12 protein-coding genes are annotated in these 17,719 nt (G+C 69.2%); 3 read left to right on the top strand and 9 right to left on the bottom strand.

Annotated features, from left to right (window positions below):
• Positions 1-19 precede the first annotated feature (19 nt).
• Genes B7K24_RS08975 through B7K24_RS08965 form a run of 3 tightly spaced genes read right to left on the bottom strand, consistent with a single transcriptional unit; the run spans position 20 to position 2,321 of the window.
• Positions 20-634 (bottom strand): hypothetical protein, encoded by a 615-nt coding sequence (locus B7K24_RS08975; RefSeq protein ID WP_084129993.1) that lies wholly within the window; start codon positions 632-634, stop codon positions 20-22.
• The gene (hisB, locus tag B7K24_RS08970) at positions 631-1,230 is read right to left on the bottom strand and encodes an imidazoleglycerol-phosphate dehydratase HisB (RefSeq protein WP_084129992.1); all 600 of its coding nucleotides are present in this window, start codon (positions 1,228-1,230) and stop codon (positions 631-633) included. Before hisB ends, B7K24_RS08975 begins: the two co-directional genes overlap by 4 nt.
• A complete protein-coding gene (locus B7K24_RS08965) occupies positions 1,227-2,321 on the bottom strand; it encodes a histidinol-phosphate transaminase (protein WP_084129991.1) in 1,095 nt (364 codons plus the stop codon). Before B7K24_RS08965 ends, hisB begins: the two co-directional genes overlap by 4 nt.
• Before the next feature lie 92 nt (positions 2,322-2,413).
• Here B7K24_RS08965 and B7K24_RS08960 point away from each other — a divergent pair, with 92 nt between their 5' ends.
• Positions 2,414-4,648, top strand: a complete 2,235-nt coding sequence (locus tag B7K24_RS08960) for a RecQ family ATP-dependent DNA helicase (RefSeq protein ID WP_084130041.1) — start codon at positions 2,414-2,416, stop codon at positions 4,646-4,648.
• A gap of 8 nt (positions 4,649-4,656) precedes the next feature.
• Here B7K24_RS08960 and B7K24_RS08955 read toward each other — a convergent pair whose 3' ends face one another.
• From B7K24_RS08955 to B7K24_RS08945, 3 genes are all read right to left on the bottom strand, one after another.
• Positions 4,657-5,097, bottom strand: a complete 441-nt coding sequence (locus B7K24_RS08955) for a hypothetical protein (RefSeq protein WP_144268221.1) — start codon at positions 5,095-5,097, stop codon at positions 4,657-4,659.
• Between the two features lie 38 nt (positions 5,098-5,135).
• Positions 5,136-6,443 (bottom strand): histidinol dehydrogenase, encoded by a 1,308-nt coding sequence (gene hisD / locus B7K24_RS08950; protein ID WP_084129989.1) that lies wholly within the window; start codon positions 6,441-6,443, stop codon positions 5,136-5,138.
• Positions 6,444-6,566: 123 nt separating this feature from the next.
• On the bottom strand, positions 6,567-6,938 hold the full coding sequence (locus tag B7K24_RS08945; RefSeq protein ID WP_084129988.1) for a DUF4260 domain-containing protein: 372 nt from the start codon (positions 6,936-6,938) through the stop codon (positions 6,567-6,569).
• A gap of 83 nt (positions 6,939-7,021) precedes the next feature.
• Between B7K24_RS08945 and B7K24_RS08940 the strand changes: the two genes are divergently transcribed.
• Positions 7,022-7,861, top strand: coding sequence for an SDR family oxidoreductase (locus B7K24_RS08940; RefSeq protein WP_084129987.1), 840 nt, complete (start codon positions 7,022-7,024; stop codon positions 7,859-7,861).
• Between the two features lie 26 nt (positions 7,862-7,887).
• Here the strand turns inward: B7K24_RS08940 and B7K24_RS08935 are convergent, their stop codons facing one another.
• The 3 genes from B7K24_RS08935 to dnaE all read right to left on the bottom strand — a co-directional run bounded on the left by B7K24_RS08935 (position 7,888) and on the right by dnaE (position 13,303).
• Positions 7,888-8,778, bottom strand: a complete 891-nt coding sequence (locus B7K24_RS08935) for a hypothetical protein (protein ID WP_144268220.1) — start codon at positions 8,776-8,778, stop codon at positions 7,888-7,890.
• Positions 8,779-8,933: 155 nt separating this feature from the next.
• Complete coding sequence (locus B7K24_RS08930; RefSeq protein WP_144268219.1) at positions 8,934-9,578, bottom strand: DUF6318 family protein; 645 nt, start codon at positions 9,576-9,578, stop codon at positions 8,934-8,936.
• A gap of 182 nt (positions 9,579-9,760) precedes the next feature.
• Positions 9,761-13,303: a DNA polymerase III subunit alpha gene (dnaE, locus tag B7K24_RS08925; protein ID WP_084129984.1), complete on the bottom strand. Its 3,543-nt coding sequence runs from the start codon at positions 13,301-13,303 to the stop codon at positions 9,761-9,763.
• 76 nt (positions 13,304-13,379) lie between these two features.
• Between dnaE and hrpA the strand changes: the two genes are divergently transcribed.
• A complete protein-coding gene (gene hrpA, locus B7K24_RS08920; protein WP_234986643.1) occupies positions 13,380-17,714 on the top strand; it encodes an ATP-dependent RNA helicase HrpA in 4,335 nt (1,444 codons plus the stop codon).
• Positions 17,715-17,719 lie beyond the last annotated feature (5 nt).

The following is a 17,719-nucleotide window of genomic DNA, read 5'->3' as shown; positions in this document are numbered from 1 at the left end:
GCCACGGCATCGGCCGCCCCTACTCCCCCGAGCCGTCGGGGTTCGGGTCGGAGTTCTTCTTGTTCTCCTGCTGAGCCTTGTAGGCCTTCTTCGCGTCCTTGGACGCGGCGCGCAACTCACGGAAGGCCTGGAACTTGCTCATGCGGGCGTCGAAGACCTTGCCGGGGTGCGTCATGGCAAGTTCGTCCATGGTCTGCACGCCGCTCATGAGGGTCGTGATGACGCCGGGAGCCTCGTCGAGCGCGAGGCCCGGGGGCAGCTTGTCGCCCTTCACGCCTGCCATCCAGCGGTGAATGGTGATCTGGCCCGCGCGGCGCTCCATCGCGAGGATGGGCTGCTGCTTCACGAACGCACTGACCACCTGGCCGGCGGCATCGGTCGCGCCGCGCGAGGTGTCGTCAAGCACCGCAAAGGCACCCGCGGAGGTCTCGATGCAGCGGCCCTGCACGCCGTTGAGCGCGCACACCGCGGCCAGCACGCGACCGTTCTGGATGGGCGTGAAGATCGCGACCGTGTCCTCCTCGACATGGCGGCCGGTCTCGCCCTGGGGCGCGGCGCTGTCGAGGCTCGACAGGTCGTCAGGAATCTCGATGCCGCCCAGGTCGTCGTTGCCGCCGTGGCTGTCCTGCGTCACAGCGCGCCCTTCGTGGATGGGATGCCCTTGACCCTCGCATCGGCCGTCACTGCGAAGCGCAGCGCCCGGGCGAGGGCCTTGAACTGGGCCTCGACAATGTGGTGAGGGTCGCGCCCGGCGAGCACGCGCATGTGGACGCAGATGCCGGCGTGGTGGGCGATCGACTCCAGCGCGTGGCCGGTCAGTGAGCCCGCGAAGTTGCCGCCGATCAGGTGCGTGGCCTGACCGACGGGCTCGCCGACGTGCACGAAGTACGGGCGGCCCGAGACGTCGACCACGCACTGCGCCAGGGCCTCGTCGAGCGGCACCAAGGCGTCGCCAAAGCGGGAAATACCAGCCTTGTCGCCCAGCGCGATCTTGAGCGCCTCGCCGATGCAGATGGCGATGTCCTCGACCGTGTGGTGCGAGTCGATGTGCACGTCCCCGGTCGCCTTGACCGTGAGATTCATCAGCGAGTGCTTGCCCAGCGCGGTGAGCATGTGGTCGTAGAACGGGACGCCGGTGTCGATGTCCGTCTCGCCCGAGCCGTCCAGGTCGAGTTCGACGAGCACCTGCGACTCGCTCGTGGCGCGCTCGATGCGTCCGGTGCGGCTCATGCAGTGACCTCCATCAGGGCGCTGCGGAACAGCGCCATCTCCGTCGCGGTGCCGATCGACACTCGCAGCCATCCTTCGGGACCCGTGACGCGGATCAGCACTCCGCGCGCGAGCAGCCCTTCAAATACCTTCTCACGGTCCTCGAAGGGCCCGAACAGGCAGAAGTTCGCGTCCGTGTCCGCGACCGTGTAGCCCTGCTCTCGCAGCCACTCGACGGTGTCGTCGCGCTCGGCGCGGATCTCGTCGACCTGCGCCTGGAGCTCGCGGTGGTGGGCCAGCGCGGCGCGCGCGACCGCCTGGGTCACCGCGCTCAGGTGGTACGGCAGGCGCACCACGCGCAGCGCGTCGATCAGCGGCTCGTGCGCGACGAGGTATCCCAGACGGCCGCCTGCCAGGGCAAACGCCTTGGACATGGTGCGACTCACGGCGAGGTTGGGGTGCGTGGGGATGAGGCTCGCGGCGCTCGGCACGCCGGCGCGCCTGAACTCCGCGTACGCCTCGTCGATCACCAGCACGCAGCCGCCCTCGACGTCCTCGGTCGCGGCGTACAGGGCCTCCACCTCGTCGAGCGTGAGCGCGGTGCCCGTGGGGTTATTGGGGCTCGCGACAATGACGAGGCTGGGCTGGCGCTCCCGGATGGCCGCGACGGCGGCCTCGACGTCGATCGTGAAGTCGTCATTGCGCGGCACGGCGACGTACTCGGTGAGCGAGTCGCGCGCGTACTCGGGGTACATCGAATACGTGGGCGCAAAGCTCATGATGGTGCGGCCAGGACCGCCGAAGGCCTGGTGGAGGTGCAGCATGACCTCGTTCGAGCCGTTCGCGGCCCAGATGTTGCGCGCCTCGACGAAGTCGACATAGGACTCCGCTGCCAGGTACGTCGCGAGGTCCTGACGCAGCAGCGTGAAGTCACGATCTGGGTAGCGGTTGAGTCCCTCGGAGACCTTGCGCACGGCCTGCGTGATCGCGTCGACGACCACGGGCGGCGGCGAGTACGGATTCTCGTTGACGTTGAGGCGCGCTGCGACGGACAGCTGCGGGGCGCCGTACGGCTCGAGCCCCGCGAGGTCGGGGCGCAGGGGCAGGGTCATGGCCGGAAGTCTAGTAGTCGCGCGGTTCTGTTCCGTGCGGGCGGCCGATGCCGTGGCCGACCTTGTCACAGGCTCCCCCTACCGTGGTGGGCATGAGTACGCAGCCCGCTGTCGCATCGGCCACCGAGACCTCGCTCCGCGAGGAGGCCGAGGCCTCGCTGCGCCGCCTGGTGGGCCGCGACGAGGTGGCACTGCGCGACGACCAGTGGACCGCGATCGAGGCGCTGGTGTCGAGGCATGCGCGGGCACTCGTGGTGCAGCGCACTGGGTGGGGAAAGTCCGCGGTGTACTTCGTGGCGACCATGCTGCTGCGGGCGCGTGGGGCGGGCCCGACGGTCATCGTCTCCCCCCTGCTCGCGCTCATGCGCGATCAGATCGCGGCGGCCTCGCGCGCCGGGGCGCGGGCGGCGACGGTGAATTCCGCGAACGTAACCGAGTGGGACGACGTGCACGCCGCGATTGCCCGTGGAGAGATCGACGTGCTGCTGTGCTCGCCCGAGCGCCTCAACAACCCTGGCTTTCGCGACGAGGTGCTGCCCCGGCTCGCGGCCGATGCCGGCCTGGTGGTGATCGACGAGGCGCACTGCATCTCCGACTGGGGTCACGACTTCCGGCCCGACTACCGGCGCATTCGGACGCTGTTGGCGGACCTACCCGAGGGCATCCCGGTGCTCGCCACGACGGCGACCGCGAACGCGCGGGTGACGGCGGATGTGGCCGAGCAGCTGGGCGTGCGGGCGCCCGCGGCGGTGGCCGATGCCGTGGCGGGAGGCGACGAGACCGCCCTCCGCGAGGAGGTCCTGGTGCTGCGCGGAGAGCTGGACCGCGAGTCGCTGCACCTCGCGGTGGTGTCGCTGCCAGATCCGGCCGCGCGGGTGGCATGGCTCGCGGGGGCGCTCACTGAGATCGACGGCTCGGGGATCGTGTACTGCCTCACGGTCTCCGCGGCGGAGGAGGTGGCGTCGCAACTCCGCTCCGCCGGGCTCGAGGTCGCGGCGTACACGGGGCGCACGGATCCGACCGAGCGCGAGAGCCTCGAGGAGGACCTCAAGGCCAATCGCGTGAAGGCGCTCATCGCGACGTCCGCTTTGGGTATGGGCTTCGACAAGCCCGACCTCGCCTTCGTAGTGCACCTGGGCGCGCCGTCCTCCCCCATCGCGTACTACCAGCAGGTGGGGCGAGCGGGGCGCGGCGTGGACCGGGCGACGGTGGTGCTGCTGCCGGGATCCGAGGATCGCGCGATCTGGGAGTGGTTCGGCTCCCAGGCATTCCCGCCCGAGGAGCAGGTACGTGCCGCGCTGGGTGCGTTGTCGGCAGAAAGGTCCACGTCCGTGCCCGCGTTGGAGACCGCTGTGGACCTGCGCCGCGGCCGGCTCGAGTCGATGCTCAAGGTGCTCGATGTGGACGGCGCGGTGCGCCGAGTCCAGGGCGGCTGGGTCGCGACGGGCGAGCCGTGGGCGTACGACGCCGAGCGGTATGCGCGGGTGGCGGCGGCGCGGGCGGCGGAGCAGGACACGATGCTCGAGTACGAGCGGCTGGAAACGTGCCGGATGGCGTTCCTGCGGCGGGTTCTCGACGATCCGGAGCTGGTCGATGGGTGGCAGTGCGGGCGGTGCGACGTGTGTGGAGGGGTGTCGCTACCCGCCGTGCCGACGGCCGATGCCGTCGCGGCCACTCGCACGCAAATGGACCGCGTCGGCGTGGAGGTCGTGGCCCGCAAGCAGTGGCCCAGCGGCGTGGACCGCATGGGGCTGGACCTACGCGGGCGCATCCCCGCCGGCGAACAGGCCGAGACGGGACGCGCCGTGGCCCGCCTGGACGGGCTGGGGTGGGCCGTGCAGTTGCGCGAGCTGTTGGAGTCGCGCGACGCGTCGGGCGCGCCGGTGGACGGCGAGACGCCGGTGCCGCTGCGCGGAGCGGCGACCCGTGTGCTCGACGACTGGGACGGACTGTGGACGGGCGCGGGCCTCACCCGGGTACGGACCATCGACGCGGTGGTCGGGGTGCGGTCCACGACGCGGCCGCAGCTCATGGGCCACCTCGCGCCCGGGCTAGCCAGGTATCTGCAGATGCCGTTCCTGGGCTGGCTGTCGCCCGCGGCCGGGCTCGAGGAGCCGGGACGGCATGACCTGAACTCGGCGCAGCGGCTCGCCGTGGTGGCGCGGCGGCTGCGGCTCGAGGACGCGGCGGCCGCGTCGCTTGGCGGGCGCGCGGTGCTGCTGGTCGACGACTACACGGACTCCGGCTGGACACTCACGGTGGCGGCGCGGCTGCTTCAGCAGGCCGGGGCCTCCGCCGTCTACCCGTTTGTGCTTGGGGTGCGGTAGGAGTCGCCTCAGCGTTGGGCGCGCCGTGGGGAGATCGTCGCGTGGTCGAGAACCACCACGCCGACCTTGTCCGCGTCGCAGAAGCCTCCGAAAGCCGCGAAGTAGCCGTCGCCACCCCAATCGGGCAACGCATCGGCGGTCACCAGCGCGCCCGTACCCGTGATCCCGTCGCCCGCGTCCACGGCCACACCGTCAAGTTCGGGCATCGCACCGCCGTCAACGGCGCCAGAATCGGCCGGCCAGACGGCCCAGCGTTGCAAGCCATCGACTTCGAGGTCGACGCAGTCGTTGCCTCGCACCCGCACCACGCCCGAGATGTCGGTGCGCTCGCCCTCGATCGGGGCGTCATCGGGCTGCCGCGGCACACCAAAGCCCGCCTGTGCTTCGCCCAGGGCCTCGTCAGTCGTGTCGCACGCCGCGAGCGCCATCCCTGCCGCCACAATGCTCACGACGACACCTGAGACGCGCATCGACCTTGGCCGTTGCTCTATGAACGCTCGAGACGAGCCTGAATGGCCTGCCCGTGGGCCGGTAGATCCTCGGCGTTCGCGAGCGCGACAACCTTGTGGCCGATCTCCTTCAGCGCGCTCTCGCTGTAGCGGATGTACTGGATCGCCTTGAGGAAGCTCGTGGTGTTGAGGCCGCTCGCGAACCGTGCGGTGCCACCGGTGGGGAGCACGTGGTTGGAGCCGGCCATGTAGTCGCCGAGTGGCACGGGGCTGTACGGGCCCACGAAGATCGCGCCGGCGCTGCGGATGCGGCCGGCGACGTCGTCGGCGTCACGCGTGTGGATCTCGAGGTGCTCGGCACCGTAGGCATCGGCAACCTGGATGGACTGCGCGATGTTCTTGGTGAGGATCACGGCCGACTGCACGCCGGTGAGGGCCTCCTTGGTGCGGGCGAGGTGCTTGGTGTCGTCGGCGCGGCGGCCCAGGGCCTGCTCCACGCGCTCGGCAAAAACCTCGGAGTCGGTGATGAGGACGGATCCCGCGAGGGGATCGTGCTCGGCCTGGCTCAGCAGGTCGGCGGCCACAAACTCAGGGTCGGCAGAGTCGTCCGCGATGATCGCGATCTCGGTGGGACCAGCCTCGGCGTCGATGCCCACCACGCCGTTGACCGCGCGCTTGGCGGCCGCGACGTAGACATTGCCGGGACCCGTGATGATGTCGACCGGGTCGCATAAGTCGTCGACGCCATAGGCGAGCATCGCCACCGCCTGGGCGCCTCCGGCGGCGTAAACCTCGTCGACGCCCAGCAGCGCGCACGCGGCCAAGATCGTGGGGTGCGGTTCGCCACCGAACTCCTTCTGCGGGGGCGTCGCGACCGCGATGGACGGCACGCCCGCCGCTTGGGCCGCCACCACATTCATCACCACGGAACTCGGGTAGACCGCCAGTCCGCCGGGCACGTAGAGACCTACTCGGCCCACGGGCACCCAGCGTTGCGCGAGCTGAGCACCAGCTGCCACCTCGACCGCGACGGGCGGCGGGACCGTGGCCTCGTGGAACGTGCGCACGCGGGCGATGGCCTCGCGCAGCGCGTCGATCACCGCCTGGTCCTGCGTCTCAAGCGCCTGGTCGATGCGCTCGCGCGGCACCCGCAGGTGTTCGATCTCGACGCCGTCGAACTTCGCGGCGTACTCGCGCAGCGCCGCGGCTCCGCGTTCGCGCACATCGTTGATGATGGGCGTCACGATCTCGATGGCGTGGCTGACGTCGAGGTCAGCTCGGGGCACCACCTGGAGCAGCTCGCGGGCGGTGAGGTCACGGTCACGGAGATCGATGCGGCTCAGCACCCGCCCAGCCTATCGGGCTGACCCCACCTGCCTGTCTGCCCTGCGCTCCCCCCTCGGCCTTCCCCTGCGCCGTGGTGGACGGCCAGTGTGCTCTGGCGCACCTGGCCGTGTCGTCGTGGACCCTCAGTGCGCCTCGCGCTTGCCGATCCAACCCAGGTGGGTATGTTGAAAGTCGTCGTTCTCCTTCAGCCCGTACCCCAACGCCCGGTCCGCCGCGACATGGAAAGCCCAGGCAAGAGCGGCAATCATCACGGCATCGGCCCCCGACAGGGCGAAAAGCCCGGCCGCAAGGACGGGACCAATGTACGAGTGACCGGCGTTGTAGAGCACGGCACACACGCGCGGACCCGCGAGGTAACCAAGCGCGCTGAGGTCGAAGACCAGGAAGAGGGCGAGCAGCCACCACCACGCGTAGCCGAAGCCCATGACGGTCACCAGCACGATGCCTGCTGCGATGGCGATGGATTCAACCCGCTGCCACATGGCTGTGCTCATGGGTGCCACGCTAGTACCTCCCCTCATTGGACACTCACCGTCGTTGTCAGCAATTCTGTGCGTCCTGTGGGACGCTCACCGTCATGCACACCGCACTTGTGACCGGAGTTTCACGCCGCCGCGGCATCGGCTTTGCCGTGGCCAGGAGCTTCCTCGAGGACGGCGCGTCCGTCTTCATCCAGCATCACCGGCCTCACGACCTCGACCAGCCGTGGGGCGGCGACGACATTGACGAGGTCGTCGCCGAATTGCGGACGTTCGCGGCGCCCGGCGCGATGGTCGGAGAGGCGGGCGTCGACCTCCGTTTGCCGGGAGCGCCCGAGGCGCTCGTGGCTGAGGCTGCGGGCCTCACCGGAACGCTCGATGTGCTGGTGTGCAACCAGGCCAAGAGCGGCGACGATGGCTCGATCCACGACATGACCGCCGAGCGGCTCACCGCGTTCTGGGAGGCCAACACGCGGGCCACGCTGCTCATGACGTCGGCGTTTGCGGCGCTCCACGGTGGCGTCGCTGGCGGGGCACGTCCGGGCGACCACGGCGAGCGCACTCCCCTCCCTGGCCCTGTGGGTCGCGTGATCTGGATGACGTCCGGTCAGGGCGATGGCGCCATGCGCGGCGAGGTTGCCTACGCCGCATCCAAGGCCGCGTTGTCCGGTGTGACGGCGACGGTGGCGGCGGAATTGCTCGAGCTGGGCATCATCCTCAACACGATCAACCCCGGACCCGTCAATACGGGCTATCTGGACTCTGATTCCACGGACCGCGACCTGGGCCCGATCGACGAGTGGCGGGCGCGGACGCCGTTCGGGCGGTTCGGCGAGCCCGCGGATCCCGCACGACTCATCGCCTGGCTGTGCTCGGACGAGGGCGCATGGGTGGTCGGCCAGGTCATCAAGTCCGATGGTGGGCTGTCGCTTTACTGAGCGAGGTGGGGCTGCGGGTTGCTGTTTCAGTCCTTGCGAGCCGCAAGGTAGTCAGCGATCTGGCCGTCCGGGACCGTGTAGTTGTCGGTGCCGTCACCATCGGGATCCAGGACCGTGGGTACATCTGTGTTCGCCGCTCGCTGGCTGCTGCCGCAGTCGCCGTTGAGGTCGCAATCGACCAGCCGTGAGCGCGGACTGTAGATGTGGATGCTGGTGGTCGTCGACGTCGTGGTGGCCGTGCCTGGAGCATCGATCCAGGTAGCGCCGCCGTTCAGGGAGAACTCGCCAGTCCACTCCGTCGCGAGCGTGAGTTGGATGCGGCGCTCGCCGGGGTCGAACACGTAGGGCTCACCGCCGTTCGCGTAGGTGGCGCCGGGGCTGGTGGTGGTCCACGAGTCACCGTCGCTGGTCGCCCACGTGAAGCTCTGCGGGGTGGCGCGGAGTTGGACGTTAGCGCCGAGGAGGGTGACCGTGCGGGTCTGTGGGCCGCCTTCGGCGACGGGGACTACGCCAAGACTGGCGATCGCGTAGCCGGTGTCGGGTTGAATCTCGTAGCCGCTGGGCGTGATGTCCATCGAGCGCCAGGCGTCAACCGCGGCGGCGTAGAGGGCGTCGGTGTCGGTGGCGCACAAGTCAGCGTCGGCGATGACCCATGGCCCATACTCGCCCGCGTCGGTGACGCGACTTACCCACAGAGGATCGACCAGAATCTGACCGTCGGGGCACAGAATGTCGGGGAGAACGACTGTCGGACCATTGCACCCAGGAACTTCTTCCGTGAACCGCAACGAGAGCCACGCAAAGGGGCTCCCACCAGCGTCCCAGTCTCCACAGATCGGGTGGCGCTCATAGCGGTCCTGGTAACCAACGTTGCCCGACGCCGCCGAGTCAGTCGCGGCGGACGGAGCGTTAGACACGTTCCCCTGACCTGCACCCACAGTGTCACCACAGGTACGTCCCGCCCATCCCGAACTAGAAGCATCCGGACGACCACATCCCGGCACAGACTCGAGAGTGGATGGGCTAGACGTCTGCGGAGCGATCAAGACTGCAATCGCCAGAGCAAGTTCAATCATGTCGACTCCTTGGCGCCGACACCTTCTACCTGCCACCGCGAGCCGTCGTGGTTGAGAACGACCGATGCCACAAGGTGATTTGGCGGCACCGTTTCGACCACCGAGCCATCAGCGTCAAGTGTGCGTTGCTCGCCGACGTCGATCTCGAACTCAATGCGCCACGTCCCATCAGCCTGCAATCCACCGTCGGGAAGTGCGTCTGAGATCTCAATTTCACCGCCCTCGATCCGTAGATCCTTCTGCTGGAGATCATCGGCGAGTTCAAGCGAGTTGTTGCAGAAAACGCACTCCGTCGACGAGAGCGCAGCAAACAGTTCCGTGTCGAACCCGATCATCATGCGCTGCGATTCGATGACGAAGAACTGAGCGAAGGCAAAAGCGTCGCCGAGCGATTCGTTGCGCGCATTCTCGGGGATCTGCGCCAGCACTTCCTCCTCCGTGAGCGCTGTCGCGCTTGGAGAGGGCGTGGGAGTCGGCGAGGGGCTCGACGAAGCGGCGGGAGAAGCCGTCGGAGAGAGCGTCGGGGTCGTGGTGACGATCGGCTCGGGGTCGTTGGTACACCCCGCCAGGACTGCGACGAGCACTCCGAGCCCCGCCACGGCCCGCGTGGCGGTCTGCAGAAGCCCCCGGTCTGCACCCATGTCTAGGGACACTACCGACGTCGTCGCCGCCGTGCGCGGGCAAGTCCGCATCTGTGGACAACACCGCACCTCCGCAGATGTCCACTGGGAGACGCCGACGTGCATGGGGGCACTCTCACGGTCCACTGGGCGAAGGGACGTGCCGAAGAGGCGCGCGGACGACGCCCCGGGACGCCCCCTGGCTAGACCGGGACCAGGCAGCCCGCGCCGAACGCGGCCTTGAGGTCGCCATAGAGCGCCGAGGAGCGCGCCACCCGGAACTCGTCACCCAGGCGCATCGTGATGGGGTCGCCGGTGCCGGTGAGCACCATCCGTACCTCGATGTTGCCGGGGTGCGAGCGCAGGATCGACTTGATCTCCTCGACCATCGGCGGGTTTACGCGCGCGGCGGGAATCGTGATCGCCACCGGCGAGGTGTCCTGAACATTGAGGTTCGGCACACGCAGCTCGACGGCAGAGAACTGCAGGCCACCGTCGCCGCGTTCACGCGCACGCACCTTAATCGCCACGACCGCGTCATCGACCAGGTCGCGCGCGTAGGTCTCGTAGGTCTTGCCGAAGAAGGAGATCTCCGTCTCACCGGTGAGGTCCTCGAGGGTGACGATCGCGTACGCGTTACCGGACTTCGCGACGCGTCGGTCGACGCGCGTCAGCAGCCCGGCGAACGAGACCTGTCCCCCATCAGAGACGCCGTTGGCGGGGGTGGCGTTGAGGATCTGGTGCGAGGCCTCGGACCGGATGATGTGGTCAAGGCCCGACAGCGGATGGTCGGACACATAGAGGCCCAGCATGTCGCGCTCGAGGTTGAGTTTGGTCTTCTTGTCCCACTCCTCGAGTTCGGGGACGGTGACCTTGACGCCCGAGCCGATCTCCTCGTCCATGCCGAACAGGTCGAACTGGCCGGTGGCCTCTTGGCGCTTCACGCCGACCACCGAGTCGATGGCCTGCTCGTGGACGGCGTTGAGGGAGCGCCGCGTGTGGCCCAGGGAGTCAAACGCTCCGGCCTTAATCAGCGAGTCGATGGTGCGCTTGTTGCACACCGACGCGGGCACCTTGTCGAGGAAGTCCTGGAAGGACGTGAAGGCGCCCTTATCCTCGCGAGTCTTCACGATCGCCTCGACCACGTTGGAGCCCACGTTACGCACGGCGGTCATACCGAAGCGGATGTCGGTGCCGACGGCCGAGAACAGGCCCTTGGACTCGTTGACGTCCGGCGGCAGCACCGTAATGCCCATGCGGCGGCACTCGGCGAGGTACAGCGCGGACTTGTCCTTGTCGGTGCCGACCGAGGTCAGCAGCGCCGCCATGTACTCGGTCGGGTAATGCGCCTTGAGGTAAGCGGTCCAGAACGACAGCACGCCATACGCCGCGGTGTGCGCCTTGTTGAAGGCGTAGTCGGCGAACGGCAGCAGCGTGTCCCACAGCGCCTTGATGGCGGCGTCGGAGTAGCCATTGGCCTTCATGCCGGCCTCGAAGTTCCCGAACTCCTTGTCGAGAATCTCCTTCTTCTTCTTACCCATTGCGCGGCGCAGCAGGTCGGCCGCGCCCAGCGTGTAGCCGGCGACGATCTGCGCGATGCGCTGCACCTGCTCCTGGTACACGATGAGGCCGTACGTGATCCCCAGCACCTCGCGCAGCGGCTCGTCGAGCTCGGGGTGAATGGGCGAGATCTCCTGGCGCCCGTTCTTGCGCTCCGCGTAGTTGGTGTGCGAGTTCATGCCCATCGGGCCCGGGCGATACAGCGCCAGGACGGCGGAGATGTCCTCGAACGTGTCGGGCTTCATCTGGCGCAGCAGCTGGCGCATGGCCGTGCCATCGAGCTGGAAGACGCCGAGGGTGTCGCCTCGGCCCAGCAAATCGAACGTCGCCTCATCGGCGAGCTCGAGCTCCTCGAGGACCAGCGGCTCCTTGCCGTTGTCGACGATGTTGTCGAGGGCGTCGTCGAGAATCGTGAGGTTGCGCAGCCCCAGGAAGTCCATCTTGACCAGTCCCAGACCCTCGCAGGTCGGGTAGTCGAACTGCGTGATGACCGCGCCGTCCTGCTCGCGCCGCATGATCGGGATGATGTCGATCAGCGGATGGCTGGACATGATGACGCCGGCGGCGTGCACGCCCCACTGGCGCTTCAGCCCCTCGAGGCCCTGCGCGAGCTCGAAGACCTCCTGTGCCTCGGGATCGGTCTCGAGCAGCGCCCGGAAGTCCGCACCCTCATGGTGGCGTGCGTGGCTGGCATCGGTGATGCCGACCAGGGGCATGTCCTTGCCCATGATCGCCTCGGGGTACGCCTTGGTCAGCGTCTCACCCACGGAGAACGGCTTGCCGAGCGCTCGTGCCGCGTCCTTGAGCGACTGCTTGGCCTTAATGGTGCCGTAGGTCGCGATCATCGCGACCTTCTCCTCGCCGTACTTGTCGCTTACATAGCGAATGACCTCGGAGCGACGGCGCTCGTCGAAGTCGATATCGAAGTCGGGCTTGGATTCGCGTTCAGGGTTGAGGAAGCGCTCGAAGTACAGCTCGTGGACCAGCGGATCGATGTCCGTGATCTTCATGGCGTACGCGGCCATGGAGCCCGCACCGGAACCACGGCCCGGCCCCACGCGGATGCCGTTGTCCTTGGCCCACTGGATGAAGTCGGCCACGACCAGGAAGTAGCCCGGGTAGCCCTTGCCAGCGATGACCTCGATCTCGAAGTCGGCGCGCTCCTGCACCTCGGCCGGGATGGTCTCGCCGAAGCGCTCGTGCAGGCCCTTCTGGACCTCCTTCACGAACCACGAATGCTCGTCCTCGCCCGCGGGGACGTCGTAGACCGGCATGTAGTCGGCCTTGGTGTTGAACTCGACTTCGCACTTTTCGGCGATCTCGAGCGTGGAGTCGCACGCCTCGGGCAGCTCGCGCCACAGCTCGCGCATCTCCGCGGCGCTCTTGAGGTAGTAGCCGTCGCCGTTGAAGGCGAAGCGCTTGCCGCCCTGCTCGTAGGTGGGCTCGTTGAGGTTCGAGCCGGACTGCACACACAGCAGCGCCTCGTGCGCGACCGAGTCTTCCTTGCGCACGTAGTGCGAGTCGTTGGTCGCGACCAGCGGCGCGCCCAGCTGGTGGGCCAGGCGCAGCAGGTCCTCGCGCACACGCTTTTCCAGCAGAAGGCCGTGGTCCATGAGCTCGACGTAGAAGTTCTCGGCGCCGAAGATGTCCTGGAACTCGCCGGCGGCCTTGAGTGCCTCGTCGTACTGGCCCAGGCGCAGGCGTGTCTGGACCTCACCCGACGGGCAGCCCGTGGTCGCGATGATGCCCTTGCCGTAGCGCTGCAGCAGGTCACGGTCCATGCGGGGCTTGTGGAACTGTCCTTCGAGCGACGCGTAGGAGGACATGCGGAACAGGTTGTGCATGCCGACGGTGTTCTGCGCCCACATGGTCATGTGGGTGTACGCACCACCGGCCGAGACGTCGTCCGACTCCTGGCCGCGTTCGCCCCACCGCACACGCGTCTTGTCCTGACGCGCGGTGCCAGGGGTCAGGTACGCCTCGACGCCGATGATGGGCTTCACGCCGTACTGCTGGCCCTTGGCCCAGAAGTCGTAGGCGCCAAAGATGTAGCCGTGGTCGGTCGTCGCGATCGCGGTTTGACCCAGTTCCTTGGCGTGCTCAAACAGATCGTTCAGCCTCGCCGCACCGTCCAGCATCGAGTACTCGGTGTGGACATGGAGGTGAACAAAATCGGAGCCCGGCATGGCACAAGATTCTAGGACCGCCCGCCGACATCGCGGGCCGCGCCGGGCCGCGGCTCAGGCCTGAAACAATAGAGGCGTGAGTGACGAGTCCCCGACGGCCGATGCCGGTGCCGGCCAGCCGCGCGGGCGCGGCTCCCGTCGGGGTCGCCAAGGCAAGAAGCCGAATCCCCGCGACCCCCACCGCAAGGTGAACCGACGCGAGCTTGAGGCCGCGGCATCGGCCAGGCGAGCCGTCACCGTCGCGCCCATCTCGTACCCCGCCGAGCTGCCCGTGAGCGCACGCCGCGAGGACATCGCCGCCGCGATCCGCGACAACCAGGTCGTCATCGTCGCGGGCGAGACCGGATCGGGAAAGACCACCCAGCTGCCCAAGATCTGCCTGGACCTCGGTCGGGGCCGCGAGGGGCAGATCGGCCACACCCAGCCGCGCCGCATCGCCGCCCGCTCCGTCGCAGAACGCATCGCGGAAGAACTGGGCACCACGCTCGGCGACATCGTCGGCTACCAGGTGCGATTCACCGACGAGAGCTCGGAGAAGACCCTCGTCAAGGTCATGACCGACGGCATCCTGCTGGCCCAGATCCAGCGCGATCCCGACCTGCTCGCCTACGACACCCTCATCATCGACGAGGCACACGAGCGCAGCCTCAACATCGACTTCCTGCTCGGCTACCTGACCAACCTGCTGCCGCGCCGCCCCGATCTCAAGATCATCATCACGTCGGCCACCATCGACTCCGAGCGCTTCGCCCGCCACTTCGCCCCCGGCGGCCCGCTGCCGCCGCTCGAGGCGGCGCCCGATGCCATGGCGCCTGCCGTACCCGAGCCAGCCGACGCATCGGCCGCCCAAGAGACGGCGCCCGTGGTCGAGGTGACGGGCCGGACGTACCCCGTGGAGATCCGCTATCGCCCCCTCGCGGGCGAGACGCGCGGCGACGAGGTCGACCAGGCGACAGGAATCGTCGCGGCGTGTGAAGAGCTGCTGACCGAGGGCGCGGGCGACATCCTCGTGTTCCTCTCGGGCGAGCGCGAGATCCGCGACGCCGCCGACGCGCTCGAGGGCCACCTGGGCCCGCGCGCCCGCGACCCCAAGCATGCCCGGCGCGTCGAGATCCTGCCGCTGTACAGCCGCCTGAGCGCCGCCGAGCAGCATCGGGTGTTCGAGGCGCACAGCGCCAGGCGCATCGTGCTGGCGACCAACGTCGCCGAGACATCCCTGACCGTTCCCGGCATCCACTACGTGGTGGACCCCGGCACGGCGCGCATCTCGCGCTACTCGAAGGCCACCAAGGTGCAGCGCCTGCCCATCGAGCCCATCTCGCGGGCCAGCGCCAACCAGCGCTCGGGCCGCGCGGGGCGCCTGGCCGACGGCATCGCGATCCGGCTGTACTCGGAGGAGGACTTCGAGGGCCGACCCGCCTTCACGGAGCCCGAGATCCTGCGCACGTCGCTCGCCTCCGTGTTGCTGCAGATGATCGCCGTGGGCGTGGTCTCGTCGCCGGATGACGTCGCCGCGTTCCCGTTCGTGGAGCCGCCGGACACGCGCGCCATCCGCGACGGCGTGCAGCTGCTGAGCGAGCTGGGCGCGATCGAGGTGTCCGGCGGCGTCACCCGGCTCACGGCCACCGGCCGGTCGCTGTCGCGCCTGCCCATGGACCCGCGCGCCGCCCGCATGGTGGTCGAGGGTTCGCGCCGCGGCGTGGCCCGCGAGGTCGCGATCGTCGCGGCCGCGCTGTCGATCCAGGACCCCCGCGAGCGCCCCGCCGAGGTGCGCGAGACCGCCGACGCCCTGCACCGCCGCTTCGCGGACCCGACCTCCGACGTGCTCACCTATCTGAACCTGTGGGAGCACCTGCGCGCGCGCCGGCGCTCGCTTTCCGGGAATCAGTTCCGCCGCGAGGTGCGCTCCGAGCACCTGAACTACCTGCGCATTCGTGAGTGGCAGGACGTGGTCGAGCAGATCCGCATCGCCGCGAAGCCGCTGGGCATTGAATGGGCGCGCAAGGATGCGGTGGCGGCCGATGCCGCGGCTGGGTCGGATGGCGAGGGAGCCTCGGGCGGTGGTCGCCCTGGCGACGGCCCGCGCGCGGGTTCGGTGCGCTACGTGTGGGACGAGGAGGCGATCCATCGCTCCGTCCTGTCCGGCCTGCTCAGCCAGATCGGCATGCAGGAGACGGGCGAGCCCAAGGCCTCGCAGTTCTCTCACCTCAGCGGCGGCGCCCGCGAGGCGGCCATGCGTCGCGCCAAGAAGCAGGCGCGCAACGAGTACCTGGGCTCGCGTGGCACCAGGTTCGCGATCTTCCCCGGCTCTGCGCTGTCCAAGAAACCGCCTGCCTTCGTGATGGCTGCCGAGCTGGTCGAGACCTCGCGGCTGTGGGCGCGCGACGTCGCGGCGATCCAGCCCGAATGGGCTGAGGAGCTCGCGGGCGACCTCGCCAAGCGCACCCACTCGGAGCCCGTGTGGTCGGCCAAGCGCGGCGCGGCCGTCGCGACTGAACGCGTGCTGCTCTACGGCGTGCCGATCGTCACCGACCGCACGGTGTTGTGGGGACGCCTGCACCCCGAGGAGGCGCGCGAGCTGTTCATCCGGCACGCCCTGGTCCAGGGCGAGTGGCGCACGCATCATCGGTTCTGGAAGGACAACCAGCGCGTGCTCGCGGAGGCCGAGGAACTCGAGGCGCGCACGCGCTCGCGCGGGCTCATCGTCGACGAGGACACGCTGTTCGACTTTTACGACGAGCGCCTCCCCGAGTCGATCGTGTCCCAGCGCCACTTCGACCGGTGGTGGGACCGCGAGCGCCGCCGCTCCCCGCGGCTGCTGACGTTTTCCCTCGATGACGTCGCGCCCGAGCACGAGGACCTCGACCTCGACGCCTTCCCGGATGCCTGGCCCCAAGGCGACCTCACGCTGCCGCTGACGTACCAGCTCTCCCCCGGCTCCGCGGCGGACGGCGTGACGGTCCACATCCCCGTTGCGGTCCTCGCCCGTGTGGTGCCCGACGGGTTCGACTGGATGGTGCCGGGTATGGCCGACGACCTCGCGACCGCCACCATCAGGGCGCTGCCGAAGACGGTGCGCAGGCTCCTCGTGCCCGCGCCCGACGCCGCGCGCGCGATCGTCGCGTGGCTACGCGCCGAGTCCCCCGCGTGGGAGGACGTGGCCCGCGCGGGCGACATGGCCGAGCCCTACCGCGAGGCCTTCACGCGTGCGGTCCGTGAGCTACGCGACGTCGAGATCCCCGCCGAGTCGTGGGACGGCTACGAGGAGCGCCTGCCCGACCACCTGCGCATGACCTTCCGCGTCGAGGACGGGCGCGAGGTGTTGGGCGAGTCCACGTCCTTGTTGTCGCTGCAACGTCGTCTCGCGCCCGAGGCGCAGGCGGCCGTCGCGGCGGCCATCGGGACTCCCGCTGGCGTGGCGCGCCGCGGATCAGGGAAGGCCGGGCCCGAGGCCGAGCCGCGCGCCGGTGGGCCCGCGCCGGACACCTCCGCACGGCATGGATCTTCCGTGCTCACCGGCACCATCGAGCAAGGCGACCTCGCCGGCTGGCCGGAGATCGAGGGCTCGCCCTCCGACGCGCTCCCGTCCGAGGTCACCGTCCAGGCGGGCACCGCGACGGTACGGGGCTATCCCGCCCTCGCCGCCGACAAGGACGTGGTGTCGCTGCGTGTGCTCGCGCATGCCGAGGCCATCGCGCCGTCCCACGCGGGTGGCGTGGCCGCCCTGCTGCTGACCGAGTGCGCCCTCGCGACCAAGCGCATCACCACGCGATGGAACGCTCAGCAGGCGATGGCGCTGGGTGCCTCGCCGTACCGCACCACCGATGCCCTCGCGACAGACCTGCAGCGCGCGGCCATCGCGCGGCTCACGGCAGACGACGATCTCGCCGCGGTGCGCGACCGCCCCGCCTACGAGTCCCTGCGCGAGCGCGTCCGCGCTGCGCTCGAGGACGAGGTCCTCGCGGTGGCAGCGGTCGCCGCCCAGGCACTCACGGCGTATCGCGAACTCGACGTCGCGATCGGCGGTGCCAACTCCCTCGCCCTCCTCACCACGCTCGCGGACCTGCGCGCGGTCGCCGGAACGCTGATCTATGACGGCTTCATCGCCGCGACCCCGCACCAGCGCCTTCCGCACCTCGCGCGCTACCTCACCGCGCTGACGCAGCGGCTCGACAAGGCCGCCGCGAACCCGCACCAGGACGCGGTCCTCGCGGGCCAGGTGCGCGACGTCGCGGACACCGTCGCGGAGGCGACAGCGGCGTACGAGCGCGGGCGCCCCGACCCCGAGAGGGCGGCCCGGCTGGAGAGAGCCCGCTGGCTGATCGAGGAGTTACGGGTGTCGCTGTTCGCGCAGCGCCTGGGCACCTCGGAGCCCGTGTCCGCCAAGCGCATCCTCAAGGAATTGGGCTAGCAGTC

The organism is Demequina sp. NBRC 110055, from assembly GCF_002090135.1.
Classification (GTDB): Bacteria; Actinomycetota; Actinomycetes; order Actinomycetales; family Demequinaceae; genus Demequina.
The sequence above is the reverse complement of the archived record's forward strand: the minus strand, read 5'-3'. Positions and strand labels throughout refer to the sequence as shown.

Excerpts from the sequence above, each read along its gene's own strand:
- B7K24_RS08930 (WP_144268219.1), bottom strand. The coding sequence starts at position 9,578 with ATGGGTGCAGACCGGGGGCTTCTGCAGACCGCCACGCGGGCCGTGGCG.
- B7K24_RS08940 (WP_084129987.1), top strand. The coding sequence starts at position 7,022 with ATGCACACCGCACTTGTGACCGGAGTTTCACGCCGCCGCGGCATCGGC.
- hisB (WP_084129992.1), bottom strand. The coding sequence starts at position 1,230 with ATGAGCCGCACCGGACGCATCGAGCGCGCCACGAGCGAGTCGCAGGTG.
- B7K24_RS08945 (WP_084129988.1), bottom strand. The coding sequence starts at position 6,938 with ATGAGCACAGCCATGTGGCAGCGGGTTGAATCCATCGCCATCGCAGCA.
- B7K24_RS08960 (WP_084130041.1), top strand. The coding sequence starts at position 2,414 with ATGAGTACGCAGCCCGCTGTCGCATCGGCCACCGAGACCTCGCTCCGC.
- dnaE (WP_084129984.1), bottom strand. The coding sequence starts at position 13,303 with ATGCCGGGCTCCGATTTTGTTCACCTCCATGTCCACACCGAGTACTCG.
- B7K24_RS08965 (WP_084129991.1), bottom strand. The coding sequence starts at position 2,321 with ATGACCCTGCCCCTGCGCCCCGACCTCGCGGGGCTCGAGCCGTACGGC.